The sequence below is a fragment of the Cytobacillus sp. NJ13 genome, assembly GCA_030348385.1.
Taxonomy (GTDB): Bacteria; Bacillota; Bacilli; order Bacillales; family Cytobacillaceae; genus Cytobacillus.
Genome location: JAUCFP010000006.1, coordinates 236,407 through 258,160, shown reverse-complemented (window position 1 = coordinate 258,160; position 21,754 = coordinate 236,407). Strand labels below are relative to the sequence as shown.

General features: G+C 41.7%; 18 protein-coding genes. 5 read left to right on the top strand and 13 right to left on the bottom strand.

Annotation, left to right across the window (positions count from 1 at the left end; genetic code table 11):
* Nucleotides 1-42 precede the first annotated feature (42 nt).
* From QUF73_01370 to QUF73_01360, 3 genes are all read right to left on the bottom strand, one after another.
* Complete coding sequence (locus QUF73_01370) at nt 43-486, bottom strand: hypothetical protein (protein ID MDM5224852.1); 444 nt, start codon at nt 484-486, stop codon at nt 43-45.
* Between the two features lie 115 nt (nt 487-601).
* Nucleotides 602-1,396 (bottom strand): extracellular solute-binding protein, encoded by a 795-nt coding sequence (locus tag QUF73_01365; GenBank protein MDM5224851.1) that lies wholly within the window; start codon nt 1,394-1,396, stop codon nt 602-604.
* Between the two features lie 184 nt (nt 1,397-1,580).
* Nucleotides 1,581-2,972, bottom strand: a complete 1,392-nt coding sequence (locus tag QUF73_01360; GenBank protein ID MDM5224850.1) for a PLP-dependent aminotransferase family protein — start codon at nt 2,970-2,972, stop codon at nt 1,581-1,583.
* A 101-nt stretch (nt 2,973-3,073) separates the two neighbouring features.
* On the opposite strand from QUF73_01360, the gene QUF73_01355 reads away from it, so the two are divergent.
* The 3 genes from QUF73_01355 to QUF73_01345 all read left to right on the top strand — a co-directional run bounded on the left by QUF73_01355 (nt 3,074) and on the right by QUF73_01345 (nt 6,110).
* Nucleotides 3,074-4,003: a DMT family transporter gene (locus QUF73_01355; protein MDM5224849.1), complete on the top strand. Its 930-nt coding sequence runs from the start codon at nt 3,074-3,076 to the stop codon at nt 4,001-4,003.
* A gap of 116 nt (nt 4,004-4,119) precedes the next feature.
* On the top strand, nt 4,120-5,163 hold the full coding sequence (locus tag QUF73_01350; protein MDM5224848.1) for a putative sulfate exporter family transporter: 1,044 nt from the start codon (nt 4,120-4,122) through the stop codon (nt 5,161-5,163).
* A gap of 59 nt (nt 5,164-5,222) precedes the next feature.
* Complete coding sequence (locus QUF73_01345; protein MDM5224847.1) at nt 5,223-6,110, top strand: selenium metabolism-associated LysR family transcriptional regulator; 888 nt, start codon at nt 5,223-5,225, stop codon at nt 6,108-6,110.
* 1,026 nt (nt 6,111-7,136) lie between these two features.
* Here the strand turns inward: QUF73_01345 and QUF73_01340 are convergent.
* The 7 genes from QUF73_01340 to QUF73_01310 all read right to left on the bottom strand — a co-directional run bounded on the left by QUF73_01340 (nt 7,137) and on the right by QUF73_01310 (nt 17,510).
* Nucleotides 7,137-8,618, bottom strand: a complete 1,482-nt coding sequence (locus QUF73_01340) for an APC family permease (GenBank protein MDM5224846.1) — start codon at nt 8,616-8,618, stop codon at nt 7,137-7,139.
* A 143-nt stretch (nt 8,619-8,761) separates the two neighbouring features.
* A complete protein-coding gene (locus QUF73_01335; protein ID MDM5224845.1) occupies nt 8,762-10,426 on the bottom strand; it encodes an amidohydrolase in 1,665 nt (554 codons plus the stop codon).
* A 15-nt stretch (nt 10,427-10,441) separates the two neighbouring features.
* Complete coding sequence (locus QUF73_01330; protein ID MDM5224844.1) at nt 10,442-11,902, bottom strand: sodium:solute symporter family protein; 1,461 nt, start codon at nt 11,900-11,902, stop codon at nt 10,442-10,444.
* A gap of 281 nt (nt 11,903-12,183) precedes the next feature.
* Nucleotides 12,184-13,953, bottom strand: a complete 1,770-nt coding sequence (gene xsc / locus QUF73_01325) for a sulfoacetaldehyde acetyltransferase (protein MDM5224843.1) — start codon at nt 13,951-13,953, stop codon at nt 12,184-12,186.
* A gap of 92 nt (nt 13,954-14,045) precedes the next feature.
* On the bottom strand, nt 14,046-15,407 hold the full coding sequence (locus QUF73_01320) for an aspartate aminotransferase family protein (protein ID MDM5224842.1): 1,362 nt from the start codon (nt 15,405-15,407) through the stop codon (nt 14,046-14,048).
* 51 nt (nt 15,408-15,458) lie between these two features.
* Entirely contained in the window at nt 15,459-16,592 is a 1,134-nt protein-coding gene (ald, locus tag QUF73_01315; protein ID MDM5224841.1) for an alanine dehydrogenase, read from the bottom strand.
* Between the two features lie 192 nt (nt 16,593-16,784).
* On the bottom strand, nt 16,785-17,510 hold the full coding sequence (locus tag QUF73_01310) for a GntR family transcriptional regulator (protein ID MDM5224840.1): 726 nt from the start codon (nt 17,508-17,510) through the stop codon (nt 16,785-16,787).
* A 441-nt stretch (nt 17,511-17,951) separates the two neighbouring features.
* On the opposite strand from QUF73_01310, the gene QUF73_01305 reads away from it, so the two are divergent.
* Nucleotides 17,952-18,404: a nucleoside deaminase gene (locus QUF73_01305; protein MDM5224839.1), complete on the top strand. Its 453-nt coding sequence runs from the start codon at nt 17,952-17,954 to the stop codon at nt 18,402-18,404.
* Nucleotides 18,405-18,471: 67 nt separating this feature from the next.
* Here QUF73_01305 and QUF73_01300 read toward each other — a convergent pair whose 3' ends face one another.
* Together QUF73_01300 and QUF73_01295 are read right to left on the bottom strand one after the other, a co-directional pair.
* The gene (locus QUF73_01300; protein ID MDM5224838.1) at nt 18,472-18,699 is read right to left on the bottom strand and encodes a hypothetical protein; all 228 of its coding nucleotides are present in this window, start codon (nt 18,697-18,699) and stop codon (nt 18,472-18,474) included.
* Between the two features lie 66 nt (nt 18,700-18,765).
* A complete protein-coding gene (locus QUF73_01295; GenBank protein MDM5224837.1) occupies nt 18,766-19,386 on the bottom strand; it encodes a YitT family protein in 621 nt (206 codons plus the stop codon).
* 272 nt (nt 19,387-19,658) lie between these two features.
* On the opposite strand from QUF73_01295, the gene QUF73_01290 reads away from it, so the two are divergent.
* Nucleotides 19,659-20,303, top strand: a complete 645-nt coding sequence (locus QUF73_01290) for a 2OG-Fe(II) oxygenase (GenBank protein ID MDM5224836.1) — start codon at nt 19,659-19,661, stop codon at nt 20,301-20,303.
* Nucleotides 20,304-20,930: 627 nt separating this feature from the next.
* Here QUF73_01290 and QUF73_01285 read toward each other — a convergent pair.
* Nucleotides 20,931-21,692 carry an SDR family oxidoreductase gene (locus QUF73_01285; GenBank protein ID MDM5224835.1) on the bottom strand — a complete coding sequence of 254 codons (762 nt, stop codon included), beginning with the start codon at nt 21,690-21,692 and terminating at the stop codon, nt 20,931-20,933.
* Between the last annotated feature and the right edge of the window lie 62 nt (nt 21,693-21,754).

The window sequence follows — 21,754 nt, the reverse complement described above, 5'->3', positions numbered from 1 at the left end:
AAATAAACCTGCCCAATAAAATTTAGGGCAGGTTTAAACTCATTATTTTTCAGCTAATTTCTCATTAAATGACTCTAATTTTTCCTTTGTTTCGGTAACCAGTTCCTTCATTTTTGCTGAGTCACCCTGATCTTTTTGAGATTCACTAATTAGCGGATATAAGCTCTCTTCAATACTTTTGTAGTCTTCAGGAAAATTCTCCTCCACTTTCTTCTCAATCTCATCCCAGTTTTCCTCAAGGTCTTTGCCCGTTTTTTGTATCAGTTCCGAGTTTTCCGCCTTATTTTCCAAATTAGCTTGTAAATCATCCAGAACCGCCATTACCTCATCACTGCCATTTAAAAGCTTATCAGCCATTTGTCCGTCTGAGTTGCTTGCTCCTTCGCTGTTTTCATTTTTCTGCATCTCATTCTCTCCATTGGAACTGCAGCCAGCTGCCAATATAATAATCACCAAAATGGATATAAATGAAAGTATTTTTTTCATTTGATCCCTCCTCGCCCATTTCATTCCCTCTTGTATTATTATCAAACTGGATAAGAGGTCACAGCCTGTTGTTTTTCGATAGAAATATAGGCATGTTTAATAGCAGTTTACTCACTTAGTTCCATCCCCATTTTTGGAAAATCTTATGGGCTGATTCCGTTTGCAGATACTCTATGAATTTTTTTGCCTCTTTTTTATGCTGCGAAGCTTTGGTAATAGCAATAGGTGTCCCTCTGTAAATCTTTTCATCATCCGGCATCTGGATTAATTCTGTTTCCTCTTTCAAGCGATAATGCCAGGACTCATATGTGATCCATGCATCCAGCTTTGAATTTGTCTTCCAAAGATCAATGGCTTCAGCACTGGTTTTGACTGAAATATCAATGTTTTGATTTAAACCAGCGATCAGGCCCTTTCTACCTGCCAGGTCTTCCCAAAGGCCAAGCTGGCCTGCACCGTTAACATCCACTATTTTAATTCCTGGCTTTGTTAAATCCTCTAGGGATTCTATTTTTTTGGGATTTCCTTTTCTCACAAGAATACCAGCAGCACGAGCATACAGCTCTGTTCTTGATTTTTCGTCTATCATTCCAGGATGGTTAAAAACAAAGCTTTGCATCATATACTCTGAACCTCCGTAAATCAGGTCTGCATCCTCCTTTGCCTGCTGAATCCAATTGGATTCCGGTCCAGCCGTTACGTTCACCATAATACCTGTTTCCGCAGAAAACTTTTCTGCAGCCTCCTTTATCGGGCCCAAAGGACCACCTGGACCATAAACTTGAACAGCTTCAGTCTGTGCGGCTTCAACTGAAGAATTTTCCGGCTCTCCAGAGTTCGAATATGCTGTGAAACCCGCTGCACCTGCTAAAAAAAATAGACATACCATCAGGAAAGAAAACTTTTTCATTCAAGAAAACCTCCATCTAATTTTACAGGCTAAAGCCTGTTATAAATGGAAACGTACTGAATGGACAAACAGTTCGCTTTACTTGGTAAAATGAGCATTAATAACTACTTTAGAAATCCTGCAAATGTTCTCCACATTATGGTTCTTGATAAGCTGCGAATGCTAAATCACCACTTTTTAGGTTTTACAATTCAAACCATGCCCTGGCCAACACCCTTATTGCTTCAAATATCTCTTCTTCGGATAGTAAGGCAAAACCAAGCAATACAGTGTGACCGTCATTTTTTCCAAATTGAGATACTGGATAAATTTTTATTCCTGCCTCTAAGGCTTTCATGATCAGCTGCTGTTCATTCATTTCATTATTTGGCCGAAGTAAGATGTGCAAACCTGAGTCCTGTCCAATTACTTCAGAACCTGGTGGGAAATAACTCAATATGGCAGCAATTAGGATATCTCTTTTCTTACGATAAACGACCCTCATTTTCTGAATATGCTTATCCCAGTACTCCTCCTGAAGAAATTTAACCAAAATCTCCTGATCTGTCCGGGAAACAGTTTGCGCATAAAAGAAATAATCTTCCTGATAAATCTCCAGCAAAGGTATCGGAAGGACCATATAACTAATCCTAAGAGAAGGAAGCAGAGCTTTCGAGAATGTGCCCATATAAATTACTTTTTCATCTTTATCCAATCCCTGGAGGGCCGGAATCGGCTTGCCTGTGTAGCGGAATTCACTGTCATAATCATCTTCAATAATATAACGGCCAGGTTTTTCCTTTGCCCATTTTAAAAGCTGCATCCTTCTGGCAATAGGCATAATCATTCCGCAAGGGAATTGGTGTGATGGTGTGACAAAGACAATGTTTGCCCCTGATTTTTTCAGCTTTGATAAAATAAGTCCATCTATATCAAGAGGAATGTCCCTCACATTGTCCATTCCTTTTTCAAAGATGACGAGCTTGCGGTGATATCCCGGATTTTCGACAGCAAAAATACTTCCATCCAGCAGCTGCAATAAAATTTTCATTAGATATTGTGTCCCGGAACCAAGAATGATTTGGCTTGAGGAACAATTTACACCCCTGGATTTATACAGATATTTCGCGATCTGGTTCCGCAATTCCAGCTCACCTTGAGGATGGCCAAGCATCAGTACCTCGCCATTTTCCTTTGTCAGGACTTGATTTGTTAATTTCCGGAAAACAGAAAAAGGGAACGTCCTGATATCCACCCCTGAATGAGTAAAATGATAAATGTACTTACCCTCTGTATGCTGTTTTTCTTCAGCGAAAGGCTCTTCATTTTCTGAAGCAAAATGGTACTGTTCAACTTCACACACAAAATATCCTTTGCGCGCCTTCGATTCGATATAACCTTCAGCCATAAGCTGTTCATACGCAGATTCAATTGTGTTCTCACTGACCTCAAGATATCTGGCAAATTTCCTTTTGGAAGGGAGCTTTGCCATTACCGCCAGATTACCTGTTTTAATTTCGTTTTTAATATATTTATATAATTGCACATATAGTGCCTCACCGCTTGTAAAGTCTAGATTTGGCGTTAACTCGGACATTAAACTGGACCCCTTCAATAATAAAAATCTGGCCCTTCTAACAACACCAGTTATTATCTATAATACATGATAATTACAAATATAGTAAGGAGACACACAACATGAGCAATTCACGCAGGCTGGGACTGGCCATGATCATAAGCGGAGCTTCTTTGTGGGGATTATCTGGTCCAATGCTGCAGTGGTTTTTTCAGGAAACCCACTTATCATCAAGCGATTATTTAGTTGTCAGATTGATTGCGGCAGGAATTTTCACGCTCATTTTCTTATCATGCCGGAAAGTAAATGTATTTGCGATTTGGAAGTATCCCCGCCACTGGATACAGCTTCTCCTTTTTGCTGTTTTGGGGATGCTTGGAGGGCAATATGCTTTTATTGAAACCATTCAGGTGAGCAATGCAGTGACAGCAACCCTGTTCCAATTCGCTGGTCCGGTGCTGATTACGATTTATGTGGCAATTGAGTCCAGGAGATGGCCGTCCAAGATTCATTTGCTTGCCATTGTGACCGCTCTATCAGGGATTTTTCTGCTTATTACTAATGGATCTCTGGACCAGATTCTGTTATCGGATAAGGCTTTATTAATCGGGTTTTTAACGGCACTGGGATTTGCCTTTTATACATTGCAGCCTGTTTCTCTCATTAAGACCTGGGGGACGATGACGATCATCGGGTGGGGAATGCTGCTTGGCGGAATCGTCCTATATTTGCTGACGCCTTCATTCAGCTTTTCCAACATGGCAGGAGCCCTTAATATTGGCACATTATCTATGTTAATTAGCATTATTGTGATCAGCACCCTCTCTTTTTTGCTCTATATAGGGAGTCTGAAGTATCTTTTACCCACAGAAACCAGTCTTTTATCCAGTATTGAGCCTCTTGTTGCAGCTATGATATCTTTCCTGTGGCTAAAAGAAACCTTCGGAAGCTATCAATTGCTTGGCGGAGTATTCATCATTGCAGGAGTATTATTCCTTTCAATGAAAGAAAAAGAAGAAGAAGTCATTATTTTGCAGCAAAAAGGGGCTTAAGCCATACACGTTTGAATCATTAAAAAATCCAATAAGCCTTATTAAACAATCGGTGAAGCGGTTCTCCTTTCCTATGATACGGTTAAGGTATCAAATGAACGAAAGGGGATCTTCCTGTGGAAGCTCAAAAAATTCAAGAATATGTAATAGAAGAACCTAAAAAAAAACAAAAGACTATCGGGTTTGCGAAAGGATTATTGCTGACCCTCCTCCTTGCGGTTCTGGCTGGCCAAATTGCCAATCTACCCTTTTTCTCCATTCTCGGAATCATGATCCTCTCCATTCTGCTGGGAGGCATTTGGGGAAATACGCTATCTGTACCTGCGGACGCTCATTCAGGTGTACAGTTCTCAAGCAAGGTATTGCTTCGTGCAGGGATTATTTTACTGGGCTTTAGGCTGAATTTGCAGGAAATTATATCAGCAGGTTTTTCAATCATGATCATTGATGTTGTGGTCATCGTCTTTACCATGAGTTTCATCCTGCTTTTGGGGAAAGCGTTCAGAATCAATAAGAAATTGTCAGCTTTACTTGCTGCTGGCACTGCTATTTGCGGAGCGGCAGCCATTATTGCGATTGCGCCAATTGTCAAAAGCAAGGAAGAGCAAACCGCTGTTGCAGTTTCATGCATAGCCGTTTTAGGGACCATTGGGGCTATTTTGTATATTGTTTTATTCCCTCTGCTGCCTATTAGCGAGCAGGAATATGGTGTGTTAGCCGGTGCAACCCTGCACGAACTTGCCCATGTAGTGGCGGCAGGTGTTCCAGGCGGAGATGTCAGCAGTGACTCTGCCATTCTGGTTAAACTCGGAAGAGTATTATTGCTGATACCAGTTGCCCTTATTATCAGTATTGTTTACAGCAGAAAAAACGGCGGCAAAAGCCGGAATATAGGGAAGCTGCCAATCCCATGGTTTATATTTGGATTTCTCCTTACCAGCCTGATCAATACTATCTTCTCCATTCCCGGAAGTGTCATCAGCATTCTTTTGCTGCTTAGCACCTACCTCCTCGCAATGGGAATGGCAGGGCTTGGGCTAAATATTAAATGGAAAGACTTCGTGAAAGTAGGCTTTAAACCAGTAGCTGTTGCCATAGCAGGTTTTCTGGGTCTTCTTGCCATAACCCCTCTGCTGCTCTTGATATATAAAATTTTTTAAATGTCCCTCTATCGATTACAATAGAGAGAGGGAAGTTACATGATTGAAGGAGAATACTTATGAACCTCGACTATTTGAAAGTATTTTATGTCACAGCAAATAATAAAAGTTTTTCCCAGACTGCCAAGGATCTTCACCTCTCTCAATCCAGTGTCAGCCTTCAAATCAAACAACTCGAAGAACAGTGGGATTGTCAGCTCTTTGAACGGACAACAAAAAAAATCTCACTGACTCCTGCAGGCGAAATCCTCTATCATAAAGTCAAAAAGCTGATAGCTTTAATGAATGAAACTGAAAATGAACTTGAAGAATTAAAGGGAAGTGTACATGGGGACTTAAAGGTCGGAGCCAGCTTAACAATCGGGGAGCATGTACTCCCCTTTTTATTAGCTGACTTTTCGAGTCTCTATCCAAAAGTCAGCTTGCATTTAAATGTATATAACTCCAGGCATATCGTTGAGAAGCTGTTAAACCATGAAATCAATTTAGGGTTCATTGAATCCATGCTCTCCTACCCAGCCTTTAAACAAGTTCCTTTTGCCAAAGATGAGTTGATTATCATAGCCTCTCCTGAGAATAAATTCATTAAGACGGACAATATAACCATTGAGGAGCTGCTGTCAGTTCCTATTATTATCCGGGAAAAAGGTTCAGGAACAAGGCAAGTGATGGAGGATTCCTTTAGAAGATGCCATGTAGATGCATCCAAATTGAATGTCATTATGGAGCTGAAACACACCGAAGCCATTAAATCCTGCGTAGAAGCGGGATTAGGAATTTCCATCATCTCAAAATCTGCTGTAAAAAAAGAACTTCGGCTCGGAACTTTAAAACAATTAAATATAGACGGAATTACAATGCAGCGGGACTTTTACATGATCTATCATGAGGAAGCACTGAAACATACCAGCAGGAAGCTGATGGAATTTATATCATCAAGACAATAAAGACATTGGCAAGATTACAGTAGAAATAGGAGCTGCAGACTGGGTAGTTAAGTTTTTGTGAAGAAGTCCTATAAAATATCAAGTTGCCCCAATCACATAATGATTGGGGCAATAATTATTCCTGTTAAAGTTATTATTAATTGAGCTTTGGGCTATGAAGGAGCTGCACGTGGAATAACCTATTCTTCATGATAACTATCTAATACAACTTGTTCATTAAAGTATTCATTCTTCTATTTAATTACGGCTGTTTTGTAATAACCCATTTATTGGACAAGAGTTGGATTGATCCGGATCTACCTGTTCAGCTGCTCCATCTTCAGACAAGCAAGCCAATTCTTAGTATTCCTGTCTGAACCTGCCCTATCTTCGGACACCAGCAGGCGATTTCCACTTCTCCTTGTCTGAACACGCCCCTTCTTCGGACACAAACAGGCGATTTCCGGTTTTCCCTGTCTGAACCTGCCTCGTCTTTGGACACAAACAGGGTATTTCCGGTTCTCCCTGTCTGAACCTGCCCCTTCTTCGGACACAAACAGGCTTTTTCCGGTTCTCTCTGTCTGAACTAGCCCTATCTTCGGACACCAGCAGGCGATTTCCGGTTCTCCCTGTCTGAACCAGCCTTATCTTCGGACACAAACAGGCGATTTCCGGTTTTCCCTGTCTGAACCTGCCTCGTCTTTGGACACAAACAGGGTATTTCCGGTTCTCCCTGTCTGAACCTGCCCCTTCTTACCACACCAGCAGGCGATTTCCAGTTCTCCCTGGCTGAACTTGCCCCTTCTTCGGACACCAACAAGCTAAATCTTGGCATCCCTGTCTGAACTAACAACATCTTCGGGCTATTTGGTCTCTCCTGTCTAAATCCGCCCCGTCTTCGAACTAGAATTGGAAATCCAGCTCTATTTTTGCCAAACCTTCTATTCCCTGTTAATTTGATAGATCAATTTTCGGCAGTTAAATGATCTATGTTGAATAGCATCTCCTGACGTTATCGGAACTTCTCAGGCGACTGACCTTAAGCTATTAAGCATCTATTTTGATACTAGCCTGGCTATCAGTCTTATCTTCCATCCCATTTGGATCTGTACTGCCTAAAATATAATAATCAAGTGTACTTTTAGGTATTTGATTGTATTCTTTCCTTTTATATAGATAGAAAGCTAATCCTAATACTGTCCAAACGATTAAGGCGATCAGTGAAGGTGCTCCAAGCGCTGATGAAGACCCGGGAACGAGCAGCAATCCAAGAAATGCAAGTCCGCTTAGTGCACCTATCAGAGCAACCAGTTTTTTGCCGGGTGAGACCATTTTCCCATCGGCTGCTTTTGTCCAGCTGAATAGCTTATAGGCTGTGTAACAAGTATAAAAGTATGCAATGGTTACTCCTGTTGCTGACATGTCAACAATCCATAATAGGACGGGCCTGCCAAACCACGGAGCAAACAGGCACAGGGCACATGTGAACAGGACTCCTACATAAGGTGTGCCATGCTTCGGGTGAAGCTTGGAAAATGCTTTAGGAACTACTTTAGCTCTCCCCATCGCAAACAATAAACGGCTGGAAGATACATAGAATCCGTTAAGCCCTGTGAATACTCCCATACAAAGGGAGATTGCGAGCAGAAGCACTCCGAAGGCACCTAAAGTATCAGAGATGACATCACCTGTCCCCCAAATCGGCTTACCGGCAACAAGGTTTTGCCATGGCATTGCCACTGCTGTTGCAATAATCATAAAGGAGTATAGAGCACAAGCTACAATTAACGAATAAATAATAAGCTTAAATGCCTTTTTGGGAGGAAAATCAAACTCTTCAGCCGCCTGCGGGATGTTATCAAACCCAACATATGCCCATGGAGCAATAGCAATGATTGCGATGATTCCAGAAAGAGCAGGAATCCCCGGTTTAAAAAAAGGCTGAAGATTTGACAGATCTGAAGATGGACTTAAAATCATGCTGATGGTGAGAAGAAACACACCAGCAACGAGGATAATACAGAATATATATTGGAGACTGCCAGAAATGGAAGCACCCTTTATATTAAAATAGGCAAAGATTAGAAGTGCAGCAGTCGCTATTACTACTTCACCCAGATATACCTGCCAGCCGCCAATTTCATATAGCAAGCCGATGTTTGTCAGCGAGGGAAGCATAAACTTTCCGAGCAATGCCAATGCAGATGCATTCAGGGCGACAATACAGATATAGCCAAGTGTTAGAAACCATCCGCAAATAAAGGCATGTTTCCTCCCAAACCCGATATAGGCATAAGCAAACTCACCACCGGAAACAGGATACTTTTCAATTAGAACTCCATAGCTGACGGCAATCACCATCATTAACAAAGCACCAATGGTTAATCCGATTACCGCACCAATTGGCCCTGCTTTCCCCATCCATTCAGCCGGCAGAATAAAGGCTCCCCAGCCAATGGCAGAACCAAGTGCAATAGCCCAAACCCATTGCGGCTTAAACGTTTTTTCCAGCTGTACCCTTTCTTCCATGTTTTCCCCTCCATTTTTAAGGCTTCTCTCAAATCTACTAATGACTGCTTAATCTTGTTGAGCTAATACCTTATCCTTAAACGAAGCAAAAGCTGACCCCCAACGTTTGCTTCAGTATTGAGGATCTTTTGAATAGTGGTTATCTATGAATGTGTATAAGCTTTTTCTTTATTCTCCCACACAACCTTACCGGAAATAATGGTCGCCAATATAGGAATATCCTTTAATTCCATTGCTGGACAAGTAAGAGGATCGGCATCCAGGACAACAAAATCTCCTCTTTTCCCTTCTTCAATAGTGCCAGCGGAATCTTCTTCAAAGTTCAGAGCTGCCCCGTAAGATGTCATTGCTTTTAAAGCGTCCAGAACATCAATTTTTTGATCGTCTCCAAGCACATCACCTTCTAAAGTGATTCGGTACACAGCCGCCCATATGGAAAACAGGGGTGAAATTGGTGTAATAGGACAATCAGAATGCAGCGTGAACAGCAAATTGTGGTCAACCGCATCAGCCAATGGATTAATTCTGGCCGCTCTCTTTTCACCCAGGAATATTCTGCGGTGCCGATCTCCCCAATAGTAAACATGATTGATGAAAAAGGAAGCAGCAACACCTAATCTTTGCATGGCCTCAAGGTCTTCACTGCCTGCAGTCTGTACATGTTCAATCCGATGCCTGTGGTCTTCCATCGGACTTTTTGACAAAACATAATCGAAAGCCTCAAGGATAGATCCGATTGCCCGATCTCCATTTCCATGAATCGCAATCCTAAATCCTCTATTATGGAGATCCAGCATTTCTTCTGCTAATGTGTCCTGATCATGCAGCAGCTCACCATATACAGATTCATCACAATAATAAGGGTCGCGGAGTGCACCTGTAAGTCCCTGGATGGAGCCATCCTGAAATAATTTGGCACTATCGAGTGATACTTTGTTTTTGGTGCGCCTCTTTAATTCAAGATCGAGCTGATCAGCAGTATAACCGGAAAAAACACTTCCCTCTCTTAAAAGATGATGCAAGATCATTAGCCGCATATTCATCGGATTCTTTCCTGAATTAATTGCGGCAATATGCGCATTTAATTCCTCTATTCCTCTGTCAAGGCCCACACCGGCATCTGTACATGTGGTTATTCCCTGAGACAGGTACACCTTCGCCGCATTCCCGATATTCCTGATTTGTTCATTGCTTGACGGAGATGGCAGCACTGGAAAAATAAATTCCAGGGCAGGAATTTCGTGAATGACACCATCCAGCCTTCCATTATCATCACGTGTAAAGTACCCGCCATGAGGATTCGAAATGCTTTCATCAATTCCAGCCAATTCAAGAGCATTGGAATTTGCAGCACCAAAGTGCCCTGAAATATGCCGGATAAAAACGGGATTATTTGGGGCAGCTTGATCTAAATCAGACCTGTTCGGATGCCTCTTGTCCTCCAGGAGGGTATCATCATATCCCCACCCCATGATCCACTCTCCAGGTTTCGCTTTACCGGCCCTCTCTTTTATTTTCTCTTTTATACCGGCAATATTTTTATTTTGCGGAGTTCTGCAATCAACATAATTCAGCATTTGCCCATACATTAATAAATGACTATGTGTATCAATAAAACCCGGAAGCAAAGCAGCTCCTTTTAAATCCTTGATCTCGATGTCAGGACTATTTGGAATTTCCGAAAGGTCCGGTTCTGTTTTATCCCAAATTTTTTCGATGATGCCATTTCTGACAAGCAATGATTTTGCCTTAGTATTATGTTTATCAAGCGTGATGATATTTGCATTTTTTATGATAAGGATACTCACCCTTATCCCTCCTTATTAGACAGCTTTGTTTTCTGCTGAATCGATATCGTCTATCTTTCTATTTGCTGAAGGAAGGTCTTCCCAGTAAACAGCCTTTACATTTTCTGCTGATGAATGTTTGGTCCAGAGACTAATCAAGACAAGCGAACTAAAAGATATGATAAAGCCGGGAATTGTCTGATCTATTCCTGTTTTGAGAAGAGGCCAAAGTATGGTAGTGAAACAAGCCAGAAGCATGCTGGTAATGACAGCGGTGTTGGTTGTCCTCCTCCAAAACATAATGGCCAGAAACGGAAACACAAGAGTTGTTGCTGATAGCCTGAGTGCCCATTGATACATGCTGACTATATCTGTTAAAGCAAAGGCGACTACCAGAGATAATACTGATATAATCACTACACTCAAGCGGGAAACAAACATCATTTGCTTTTCAGTGGCATTGGGGTTTAATAGCCGGTGATACAAATCCTGAGTAATATTAGAGCTTCCTTGTAAAATGAAGGAGTCTGCACCTGTCATAAGTGCTGATAGGAGTCCGATCAGAATAATGCCTCCAATATACGGAGGAAGCATTTCCACGGTTACATAGGAGAAAATTAAATCTGGGTGAATATCGGCTGGCACAAATTGCCTTGCCATAATTCCTATACTATATGGAAGCACTGAAATACATAGGGTAATGGCATAACCTGTTAAGCCAGCTTTAATGGCAATATCCTCTGTCTTGGAAGCAAAGATCCGCTGCCATGTGGATTGCCAAACTAAGTAGAACGGAGCTACAGAAAGGGCAAATAGCAGGACATCCCCGAGTCCATTCGCACCCAGCGGAGTTAAAAAATCTCTCGGCGTGTTACTGAGAATGTGTTCCATCCCTCCGCCAAATTGCAAGGCAGCATATGCAAGCATAACAATCCCTACAATCAGAATTACGCTTTGAATGGCATCCGTTACAATTGTCGCTACTAAGCCACCCAAAATCGTAAAGCCGAGAATCAAAATAAAAGACAGCACAATTCCAGTTTTCACATTCATATTAAAAGCAATGCTGAATACGGTACTCATCCCTACAATCTGCAGGGCAGTAGTGGGAACTGAGTATATGAAAGCAGATAACACGGATGGAATGATACCGGTTTTTGCTCCAAATCTTTCACTAAAAAGGTCAGCAAGTGTATACAATCTCTGTCTCCTTAATGGACGGCTAAAGAAGAAGATCAAGAGCATACTGACAAGCATGGCTGGTAAAGCAAATTTAAAAAATCCCGATACGCCCATTGTGAATCCCATTCCAATCCAGCCAATAAAAACCGCAGCCCCGCAGTTCGTGCTGATAATCGTTCCGACAATATTCCAAAAACCCATATTCCAGCCTGCAATTAAATAACTGTCTGAGGTTTTAATTTTTGTAAAATAATAGATTCCAATAGCGAACATGAAAATAAAATACGCTAGAATGTATCCAAAATACCAGCTCATCGACTGCCTCCTTTTTATTTTCTTAATATTCTGTAAATTGTAGGCAGTAATATGTTGCACCTCTTCTATTTGATTCCACTTTATCGGTCACTTTCCCATGATTATCGGTCAGATTTTGAATTTATCGGCCAGTTTTCATTTTTATCGGCCGCTTTTCCAATATATCGGTCAGTTCGCGTCATAGCAACTTTCTAACATCAGCACAGTACAATATAATTCAGACTCGCAGCTTTCTTTTAAAAGGAGCTTAATCGAAATCTATTAAGCTCCTTCCACTTTACCTACCAGTTTTTATGATCAAGGTGAGCATATTTCGGCAGGAGACGAGTCGGCATCTTTAACGCATCTTTGCGGAATGGAGGTGCCAATTGTGTGCCATCCACCTGGATATCAATGACTGTCGGTTTATTGGATTCTATTGCCTGGAGAATAGCTGGCCCTACGTCCTCAGGTTTGTCTACACTCATTCCCTGTGCCCCCATGGACCTTGCCACTTCTGCAAAATCAGGATTCTGGATATCCGCTCCTACAAAGCGATTATTATAAAAATCTACTTGGTTTTTCTTTTCCGCACACCAGGCATTGTTATTAAAAACACATGCAACTACTGGAATGTTCTCCTCCACAGCCGTACTTACTTCATGCAGGCTCATTCCCCATGCGCCATCCCCTACGATGGCTACTACAGGGCTATTCGGATTTGCAAGCTTTGCACCTAATGCTGACGGATAGGCAAAGCCTGTATTCCCAAATGTTAAGGCTGCAACATGCTTGCGGCCGGAATTGAATTTTAAATAGGCATTTGCGGTAGAAGATACATTCCCGATATCTGTAGTAACAATTGCGTTTTCCGGCAGGACCTTCGTAAGCTCCAGGAGCGCCCTTCGCGGATTAATTGGACTTCCTTCCACCATGGCCAGATCGACAAGTTCTTTTTCCCATTGTTCTTTTTCATTTGTGACTTTTGCCATTCTCTCAGAATTGATTTGCTTATTTGGCACTTTTTCTTTTAACCTTTTTGCGATTTCAACTGAAGCTGCTTTTGCATCTCCAATGATCCCGATCTCTACTGGATGGGTCCTGGCGATATTGCGGGGATTGATATCGATTTGGATAATCTTTGCGTTTTTCGGAAAGTAATCGATGTCATAGCATGGCAATGTTCCAAAGACAGATAATCTAGTCCCGATAGCGAGCACCACATCTGCATCCTTTAGTGTATTCATAGCTGCTTTTGACCCCATATACCCAATAGGTCCAACTGCTAAAGGTTCATTTGCCGGGAAGGCATCATTGTGCATATATGAAACAGCTACAGGAATCGTTAAATGATCGGCAATTTCCTTCACTGCCTCTATTCCATCTGAATCTACTACCCCCCTGCCGGAAATGATGACAGGGTTCTTGGCTGAAGCAAGCAATTCCACAGCCTGATCAATCTGCTCTAATGATCCGCAGCCCCTATTATCCACACGATACTGATGAGGTTCAAGGATTACATCTTCCACTTCCCCATAAAAATAATCCCGCGGAATATCAAATAGCACTGGACCTCTCTCTGCGTAAGCGATTCTAAAGGCAGTCCTCAGGCAATCCGCCACACGCCCCGGATGTGTGACCCGAACGGTTTCCTTTGTAATTGCTTTAAAAACTGAAACCTGATCGCACTCCTGGAAACCGTCCCATCCGACAGTAGGTGTTCCTGCTGAAGGAGAAATGACGACCATAGGAGTGTGAGCCTGATTCGCAGCCGCAACCGACGTTACCATATTGGTGATTCCTGGTCCATTCTGGCCAATCACCACCCCGGCAACTCCGCTTACTCGAGTATAGGCATCTTCCATATGGGCAGCGCTTTGCTCATGCCGCACGCCGATGAAGCGGATCCCGGCAGTTGGAAGCAAGTCTAATAGATCCATGAAAGCTGATCCCAAAATCCCGGAAATATGTGTGACACCTTCCTTAACTAATGTTTCTACAATAGCCTCACTTGGTGTCATTTTCACCTTTTTTGTTTTGATAGCTGCTAATTCTTTTTCTGCTTTTGCCATTACGGGCACTTCCTTTCCGGTTTATGAAGTTTCATTTATTTAAAAGGATAGGAGACCTGTCAAAAGAGCTCTTATCCAGATTCTGCTTTCTTCTAAATTTCTTTAAATGCACTTTTGACCGTCTCAACAACAAATTTTAAGTCATCTTCTGTAGAAGAAAGCGGTGGTGCAATAATAAGGACATTATTGAAACCAGGCACTGTATCCCCATTTCTGCCAATGATCAGGCCTTTTTCTTTACATAGTGCAATGACCTTTGCCAGTAATTGATCAGAAGCGGGCTGTTTCGTTTCCTTGTCTTCAACCATTTCAATGCCATATAAGAAACCGGCGCTTCTGACTTCGCCTACATTCTTATGAGACTGCAAATCTTTTAAGCTGCCTAAAATGCTTTCACCCAGCACCTCTACCCTGCTGACAATATTCTCCCTTTCGATAATTTCGATATTTTTCAATGCTACTGCACAGCTTGCCGGATGTCCCCCATATGTTGAGACGTGGCGGAAATGGTTATCTGTGCCTTGCTCCTTAAATTTCTCATAAATTCTGGAATGAACTGCAGTAGCTCCAAGCGGCAGATAGCCGCTGGTCAACCCTTTTGCCATCGTTACGATATCAGGCTGAACACCCTCCGAATGCATAAATCCAAACATTTTGCCCGTTCGCCCGAATCCGGATACAACCTCATCCATTATCAGGAGGACATCATGTTTTTTGCAGATTTGTGCCACCCTCTGCAGATATTCAGAAGAAGGGATAATAACTCCCCCGCCTGAAATGAAAGGCTCCATTATGACTGCAGCAACCGTTTCGGCACCTTCCCATTGGATGACCTGGTCTATCATGTCAGCTGCGACTTTATCGCAATCCTTCACATCCTCGCCAAATGGACAGCGATAGCTGTAAGGAGGAGGAACATGCAGGAATCCCGGCATGCCAGGATCGTATTTCACTCTCCTATTGGCCTGTGCAGTAGCACTTAAAGCACCTAAAGTTGAACCATGATAGGCACGGTAGCGTGAAATAAATTTATATTTACCCGGATTGCCATTCTGATTATGGTATTGCCTCGCTATTTTGAATGCGGTTTCATTCGCTTCGGAACCGCTATTTGAGAAAAAGGTTTTATAGGAATCCCCCAGCAATTCACTAATTTTTGCAGATAACTTAATGGCTGGTGCATGGCTTAATGTCAGAGGGAAATACGACAGCTGCATCATTTGCTCTGCAGCGGCGTCTGCAATTTCTTTCCGCCCGTGTCCCAGGTTCAGGCACCAAAGACCGGATACACCATCCAAATATCGATTGCCATCCATATCAGTAAACCAGGAGCCTTCACCTGATTTGGCAATCATCGGACTGCTTCCTTCTGTATGCCGGCTCATCGCATGCCATAAGTGTTCCTGATCCTGATCAGTTAACTTTTTGTTATCATTCAGTTCTACTGTAGACATAATGCTTGCCTCCTCAATTTAATAAACATTCAGGTTTGCATCTTATGGGAATCATGTTGCGGCTGGAATTTTATGTGTTAATTCATGGGTGGGTGTATAAGGGTAGTTTTGCGCCTCTGCAACTCTCTGATGAGTGACCTTTCCATTCATGGTATTGACCCCTTTTTCAAGAAAAGGATACTTTAAAATAGAATTTTCGATCCCAGTATTAGCGAGCATTATAGCATATGGTGCTGTAGTATTGGCGAGGGCATAGGTGGAAGTTCTTGCTACAGCGCCCGGGATGTTTGGAACAGCATAATGCAAAACACCATGCTTTACATATGTTGGAGTATCATGTGAGGTAATATGATCGATGGTTTCGATTGAACCGCCCTGATCAATGGCAACATCAATAATGACCGACTTCTTTTCCATTTGCATAACCATTTCTTCGGTTACTAACTGAGGTGCTTTTGCACCGGGGATGAGAACAGCCCCTATCACTAAATCGGCACTTTTTACTTCCTGGGCGATATTGAAAGGATTTGACATGACCGTTCTCACCCTGCCTGAAAAAAGATCGTCCAGCTGACGGAGTCTTTCAGCGCTTATATCGATGATGCTAACATCTGCACCGAGGCCAACTGCCATTTTTGCGGCATTTGTCCCAACAACTCCACCGCCAATAATCACCACTTTTCCAGGCTTCACACCAGGAACTCCGCCTAAGAGGACTCCTTTTCCACCATGAATCTTTTCAAGAAATTGAGCTCCAAGCTGGACAGACATCCTTCCGGCAACTTCGCTCATAGGAGTTAGGAGCGGCAATGATTTGTTATCCAGCTGAATGGTTTCATATGCAACCGAGGTAACTTTTTTATCGACCAAAGCCTTTGTCAATTCTGGTTCGGCTGCCAGATGCAAGTAAGTAAAGAGAATTAATCCTTTTCGAAAATATTGATATTCATCTGGCTGCGGCTCTTTAACCTTCATGACCATATCCGCAGACCATGCCTCTTTTGCACTTGAAACAACCGTTGCACCAGCCCTTTCATATTCCTGGTCAGAGATGCCGCTTCCTGCACCTGCCCCCTTCTCAATCCAGACCGTATGGCCGGCATTAACAAATGCAGAAACACTTGCCGGTACAACGGAAACCCGGTTTTCATTATTCTTTACTTCTTTTGGCACACCAATAATCATGTCATCACTCCATCCTGCAAAATAGAAATATTAATCTTCTCGTCATGACGTCATGTCGTCCGTACCAGTTGTTGTATGACTAGCCTCAGTTGTAATTAAAACACACCCATAATTACTTTTCAATATTTTCTAAAAATTTTATATTATCGGAATTATTAATAGGTATTATTGTAGAATTGAATAACACTGAATTTAACTATAATTCTTTGATAGTTTTATTCTAAATGAGTACATATCCGAACGAAAATAAGCAGAGTAGTATTCTATTAAGTTTCCATTTATGTCTGTTAATAGCCGTTCTATGTGAAGCACACTTAAGGAACATGGAACACCAAGCAGGTCTGCTTCTTCTTTGGATAAATAAGTACTTGTAATCATCTGTTCAGCTTCTGCAAACTTTAAGTCTAAACTTTGTTCAAGCAGATCATACAATGTCCCCTTTTCAATATCATATTGGGCGAGATTTTCACCAATTTCAATAGGATAATACTGACTTTCAAGGGCCAATGGCTTATCGTTTGCATAGCGAATCCGCTTTATAAAGTATGCCTCTGTAAGTCCGCTGGCTTCCACAATTTCTTTTGCTGGAACAATGATGCCATTGTCCAATAATTTTGCATCCGGCTTCATCCCCATTTTTTTAATCACTTCTGTTGTACTTGTAATATTCCCAAGCCACTCCTCAATCGGTTTCTTTGAAATAAAAGTGCCTTTTCCATGGACTTTCTTTAGCACACCTTCGTTTACTAAATGGGAAACTGCCTCTCTCACTGTGCTTCTGCTCACTTTATATGTATCCATCAACTCTCTTTCACTTGGAATTTTCTCATTGAAAGTACGATTGTCTATGAGCTCCTGCAGCTTATTCTTTAGCTGTATGTGAAGCGGAATAGGACTTTTGGAATCTAACTCTGTCATAATGGATCCTCCTTATATTTTTTTAGGCTCTTTTCGTATAAATTGTTGTTTTTCGCCTATCAATGTGTCCGTTGATTTCCGCTCCAGGCTGCTCGCTTTCCGCGGGGCGGGCGGTGAGCCTCCTCAACGCTCCGCGTCTGCGGGGTCTCACCTGTCCCGCTACTCCCGCAGGAGTCTCGCACCTTCCGCTGCAATCAACTCAGCAAATAGTATACAAATAGCAACAAACCTTGCGAAAACAGCTTTTTTTTTAAAATCAAAATATATAATTAATTATATAGATTGCGTGAATTAATATCCATCCTTTTACAGCAGATCCAGAGGCGTGAATTTGAAAATTTTACTATTAACTGTTTGTAAATTCAGCAGATTATTTGGAGAACAAACAAAAAAATGATATTAATTTAATTAGTATCAAATAATTAAAAAGGATGATTAAAAATGGATCACTTCATGAAACGGGCTATTGAACTGGCTATTAACAATGTAAAAGACGGAGGCCAGCCCTTCGGTGCAGTTCTGGTGAAAGATCAGGACATCGTTGCTGAAGGCGTGAATGAATTGCATAAAAAGCATGATGTCAGCGGGCATGCGGAAATGCTTGCTATCCGGCGGGCACAGGAGCAGTTTCAAACGAATGATTTAGCCGGCTTTACGATGTATGCAAGCGGGGAACCTTGCCCGATGTGTTTAACTGCCATGTATTTCGCAGGCATCGACAAGGTGTACTATTGCCAATCAGTTGACGACGCTTTTAATGCAGGTTTAGGCAAGTCTAAAATGATTTATGAGGATTTGAAAAACTCAAGAGATGAACGGGGACTTAAAATGGTGCAAATGCCATTAAATGTGGATCAAGACAATCCAATGAAGCTTTGGAAAAAGAAAGTTTAACCATTAACATCCCATCTGCTTAGAGATGGGATGTTTATTGTAATAGAGGCGTGTACCTACCAATAGTCTATATTCTTTTTTTTACATCATTTCTAATGATCTGGATCATCTCCTCAGACAAATTCGCTGGAAGCGACGAGCCTTCATTAAATACCCAGGCGTTGATCACCTCAAGATCTCCTTTTTTAAATGTTATGCTATAAGTATTATTTTCCTGGAGAAATTCAGTTGTGACATATTCTTCTCCATCAAATTCATCATCAATAATCATGCTGGTAATTTCGTATGGATTCACAAGTAATCTCCTTCAGCTTTTTTACCACTTAGGATGCACCTGGCCCATCAAATTATTCGAAAATGTTTAAGACTTCATTATAATGGTATCTATGGTTTTATAAGCAACAAAAAATGTTGCAAGGGAGTATGCGGCTTCTGTGATGCCGAATAAAAAAACAGAACTGCCAAAGATAATGGTATTCATTAAAAGGATGCATTGCCCGATAGTTAAAGGCAAACGCTCACTGAATAAAATCGCCAAAACTTCTGTACCATCCAGACAGGCTCCAAACCGAATAATGAGACCCACTCCCATACCCAGCAAAAGGCCGCCCAGAATAATGATCAGCAGGGGATGGTTAGTCACTTCCTCAAATGGGGCCAATATGTATGTCTCCCCTGCCAGCACGGAACTGGCAAACAGGCTTAACACCAAAAATCTTCCCCCTAAAAAGAAAAAGCCTGCCACTAAAAAGGGGAGATTTAACACCAGGATCAAGGCACCTACATCTACATGAAAGACATGTGAAAGGATGATGCTCAATCCAACAATGCCTCCATCAATAACATAATTTTTCACAAGGAATAATTGCAGGGAAACAGCCACAAGTGTTGCTCCGAATATGATAATCAGCCCATTTTTAAAGGTGGAAAAATTACCCTTTCGTCTTTGGCTTAAATAGTATTGAACGCTTTTTCTATACACTGGCCATCTCCTTTTGTTCAGACTGGCTTATGTATTGAAATATATTCCGGAAAATCAATAAAATGCAGAAGCCTTCTTTCTATTTTCATAGTTTTCAAGTAAAAAAAAGATAGAATTCCTTCATATCAGAGTGTAAAATATATTCAGCCAGTTGAAAAACTGACACAGACATCCATTTGTATAGGAGGAAGGAACGCACAAATAGGAATACTTCAAGCAGCCTTTAAATATATTGAATTTTCAGAAAACTAAATAAAAAGAGGTTGATTTACATGGAAATGGATGCATCTTATAAAGAACAAACGATTTTTGATCATGTTGGAAATAAGATTATTACAGAAGATCGGGAAATTCATATAATTGCCAGATTTGCAGAACCATTGATCGTGATTCTGGGGAATGTTTTAAGCCATGAAGAATGTGACCAGCTGATTCAGCAATCAAAAGATCGCATGCAGCGTTCAAAAGTTGCCAACTCCCTTGAAGCTGATGAATTAAGAACCAGCAGCAGTACTTTTTTCCATGAAGGGGAAAATGAAACTGTCGCGAGAATCGAAAAAAGAGTATCACAAATCATGAACATTCCAGTTGAGCATGGTGAAGGGCTTCAGATCCTTAATTATAAAATAGGCCAGGAATATAAAGCTCATTTTGACTTCTTCTCTTCTACCAGCAGAGCAGCAAGCAATCCGAGAATCAGCACGCTTGTCATGTACCTGAATGATGTGGAACAGGGCGGGGAAACGTATTTTCCAAAGCTTAACATTTCCGTTTCTCCACAAAAAGGCATGGCAGTGTATTTCGAATACTTTTATAATGATCAGAACTTAAACGACCTGACTCTTCATGGCGGAGCACCTGTTGTCATCGGTGATAAATGGGCAGCTACGCAATGGATGAGGAGAAAGAAATTATAGATAGAAAAACACTTGGGAAATTCTTTCTCCAAGTGTTTTTTAAAATACAATAGTTTGTAATTGTCCAGCTTTAGCGCCTGCCCCCCTCGAGGTCACGAGACGGGGGTGGGCAAGGCGCTTCCGCTTTTCTTAGAACCACAGTCTCTTATGATAGTCATACTCAGAGGTATCGTACCCCTCTTCCCCTTCTAAATTAGGGGCACACTTTTCACAAGGTTCTTCCTGCTGGCCATGTTCACATTGTTCCATTAAAAGTTCCACCTGAACGCATCCCCTTTCCTACTTTGTTATTTTAATTATAATGAAAGCGTTTACAGCTGTCTTGTACAATTTGTTGGAAAATCGTTAAAAAGTGCCTATCCAATGGCACATTTTAACGTCAAAAACAGACATTCCTGTCACATTTTTGCTGAATGTGTAATCCTAATATAATGCTAAAGTGCCTCCTTCCGGGTATATGCCTACTTCATCATACTCCCGGACAACTCCACCTTATGTATCTTTTATAAAAAACCATTAAAGTTTTCTTACTCAAGGTCTTCAGGTTTTAGCCCAACCTTGTGATTCTTTCCACAAAAAAAGCCATCAAATCAATATGATTTAATGACTTAAAAATCAGGCTATTTCTTAGAACGCTGCTGTCCATCCGCCATCAGCAACAATCACGGATCCATTAACAAAGCTGGAATCATCAGATGCCAGGAATAATGCAACCTGTGCAATTTCCTCCGGCTTTCCGACTCTTGGCATAACACCCTGAACAGCCTTCGTACGGCCGAATCCAAATTCATTCAGGTTTTTCATTGAAGAAGCGATGTTTGTTTCCACACCGCCTGGTGCAATGGCGTTACAGCGGATGCCGCTGTTTGCGTACATATAGGCAGTGTTTTTCGTAAGCCCTATTACGGCATGCTTTGATGCCCCATAAGCAGCACCTGCATGGGCACCATTTAATCCGCCTGTAGAAGCAGTATTGATGATTACCCCTTTCCCTTTTGCTAAAAAGAGCGGGATGGCTTTTCTCATGGCGCGCATGACGCCTTTCGTATTGATATCAAATATTAAATCCCATCGTTCATCCTGGATGTCACCAACAGGTTCAAATCCGTCCATAATTCCTGCGTTATTCACCAGAATATCCAGCGTTCCAAATTCATGTACTGCTTGATCTATCATTCTTTCAATATCTTCTTGTTTTGAAACATTAACCTGAACAGCTTTGGCCTTTCCGCCATTCGCAGTAATTTCCTTTGCCGCAGCCTCGGCCCCTTCCAGGTTCAGGTCAGCCGCAATGACGCTTGCACCTTCCTTTGCGTACAACTCCGCAATCGCTTTTCCCATTCCTGATGCTGCACCTGTTACAATCGCTACTTTATCCTGAAGCTTCATTTAGATTTCCTCCGTTCGGCTGAATGTTTTAGTGAACACTTGTTGATTATCTCTTACATCTT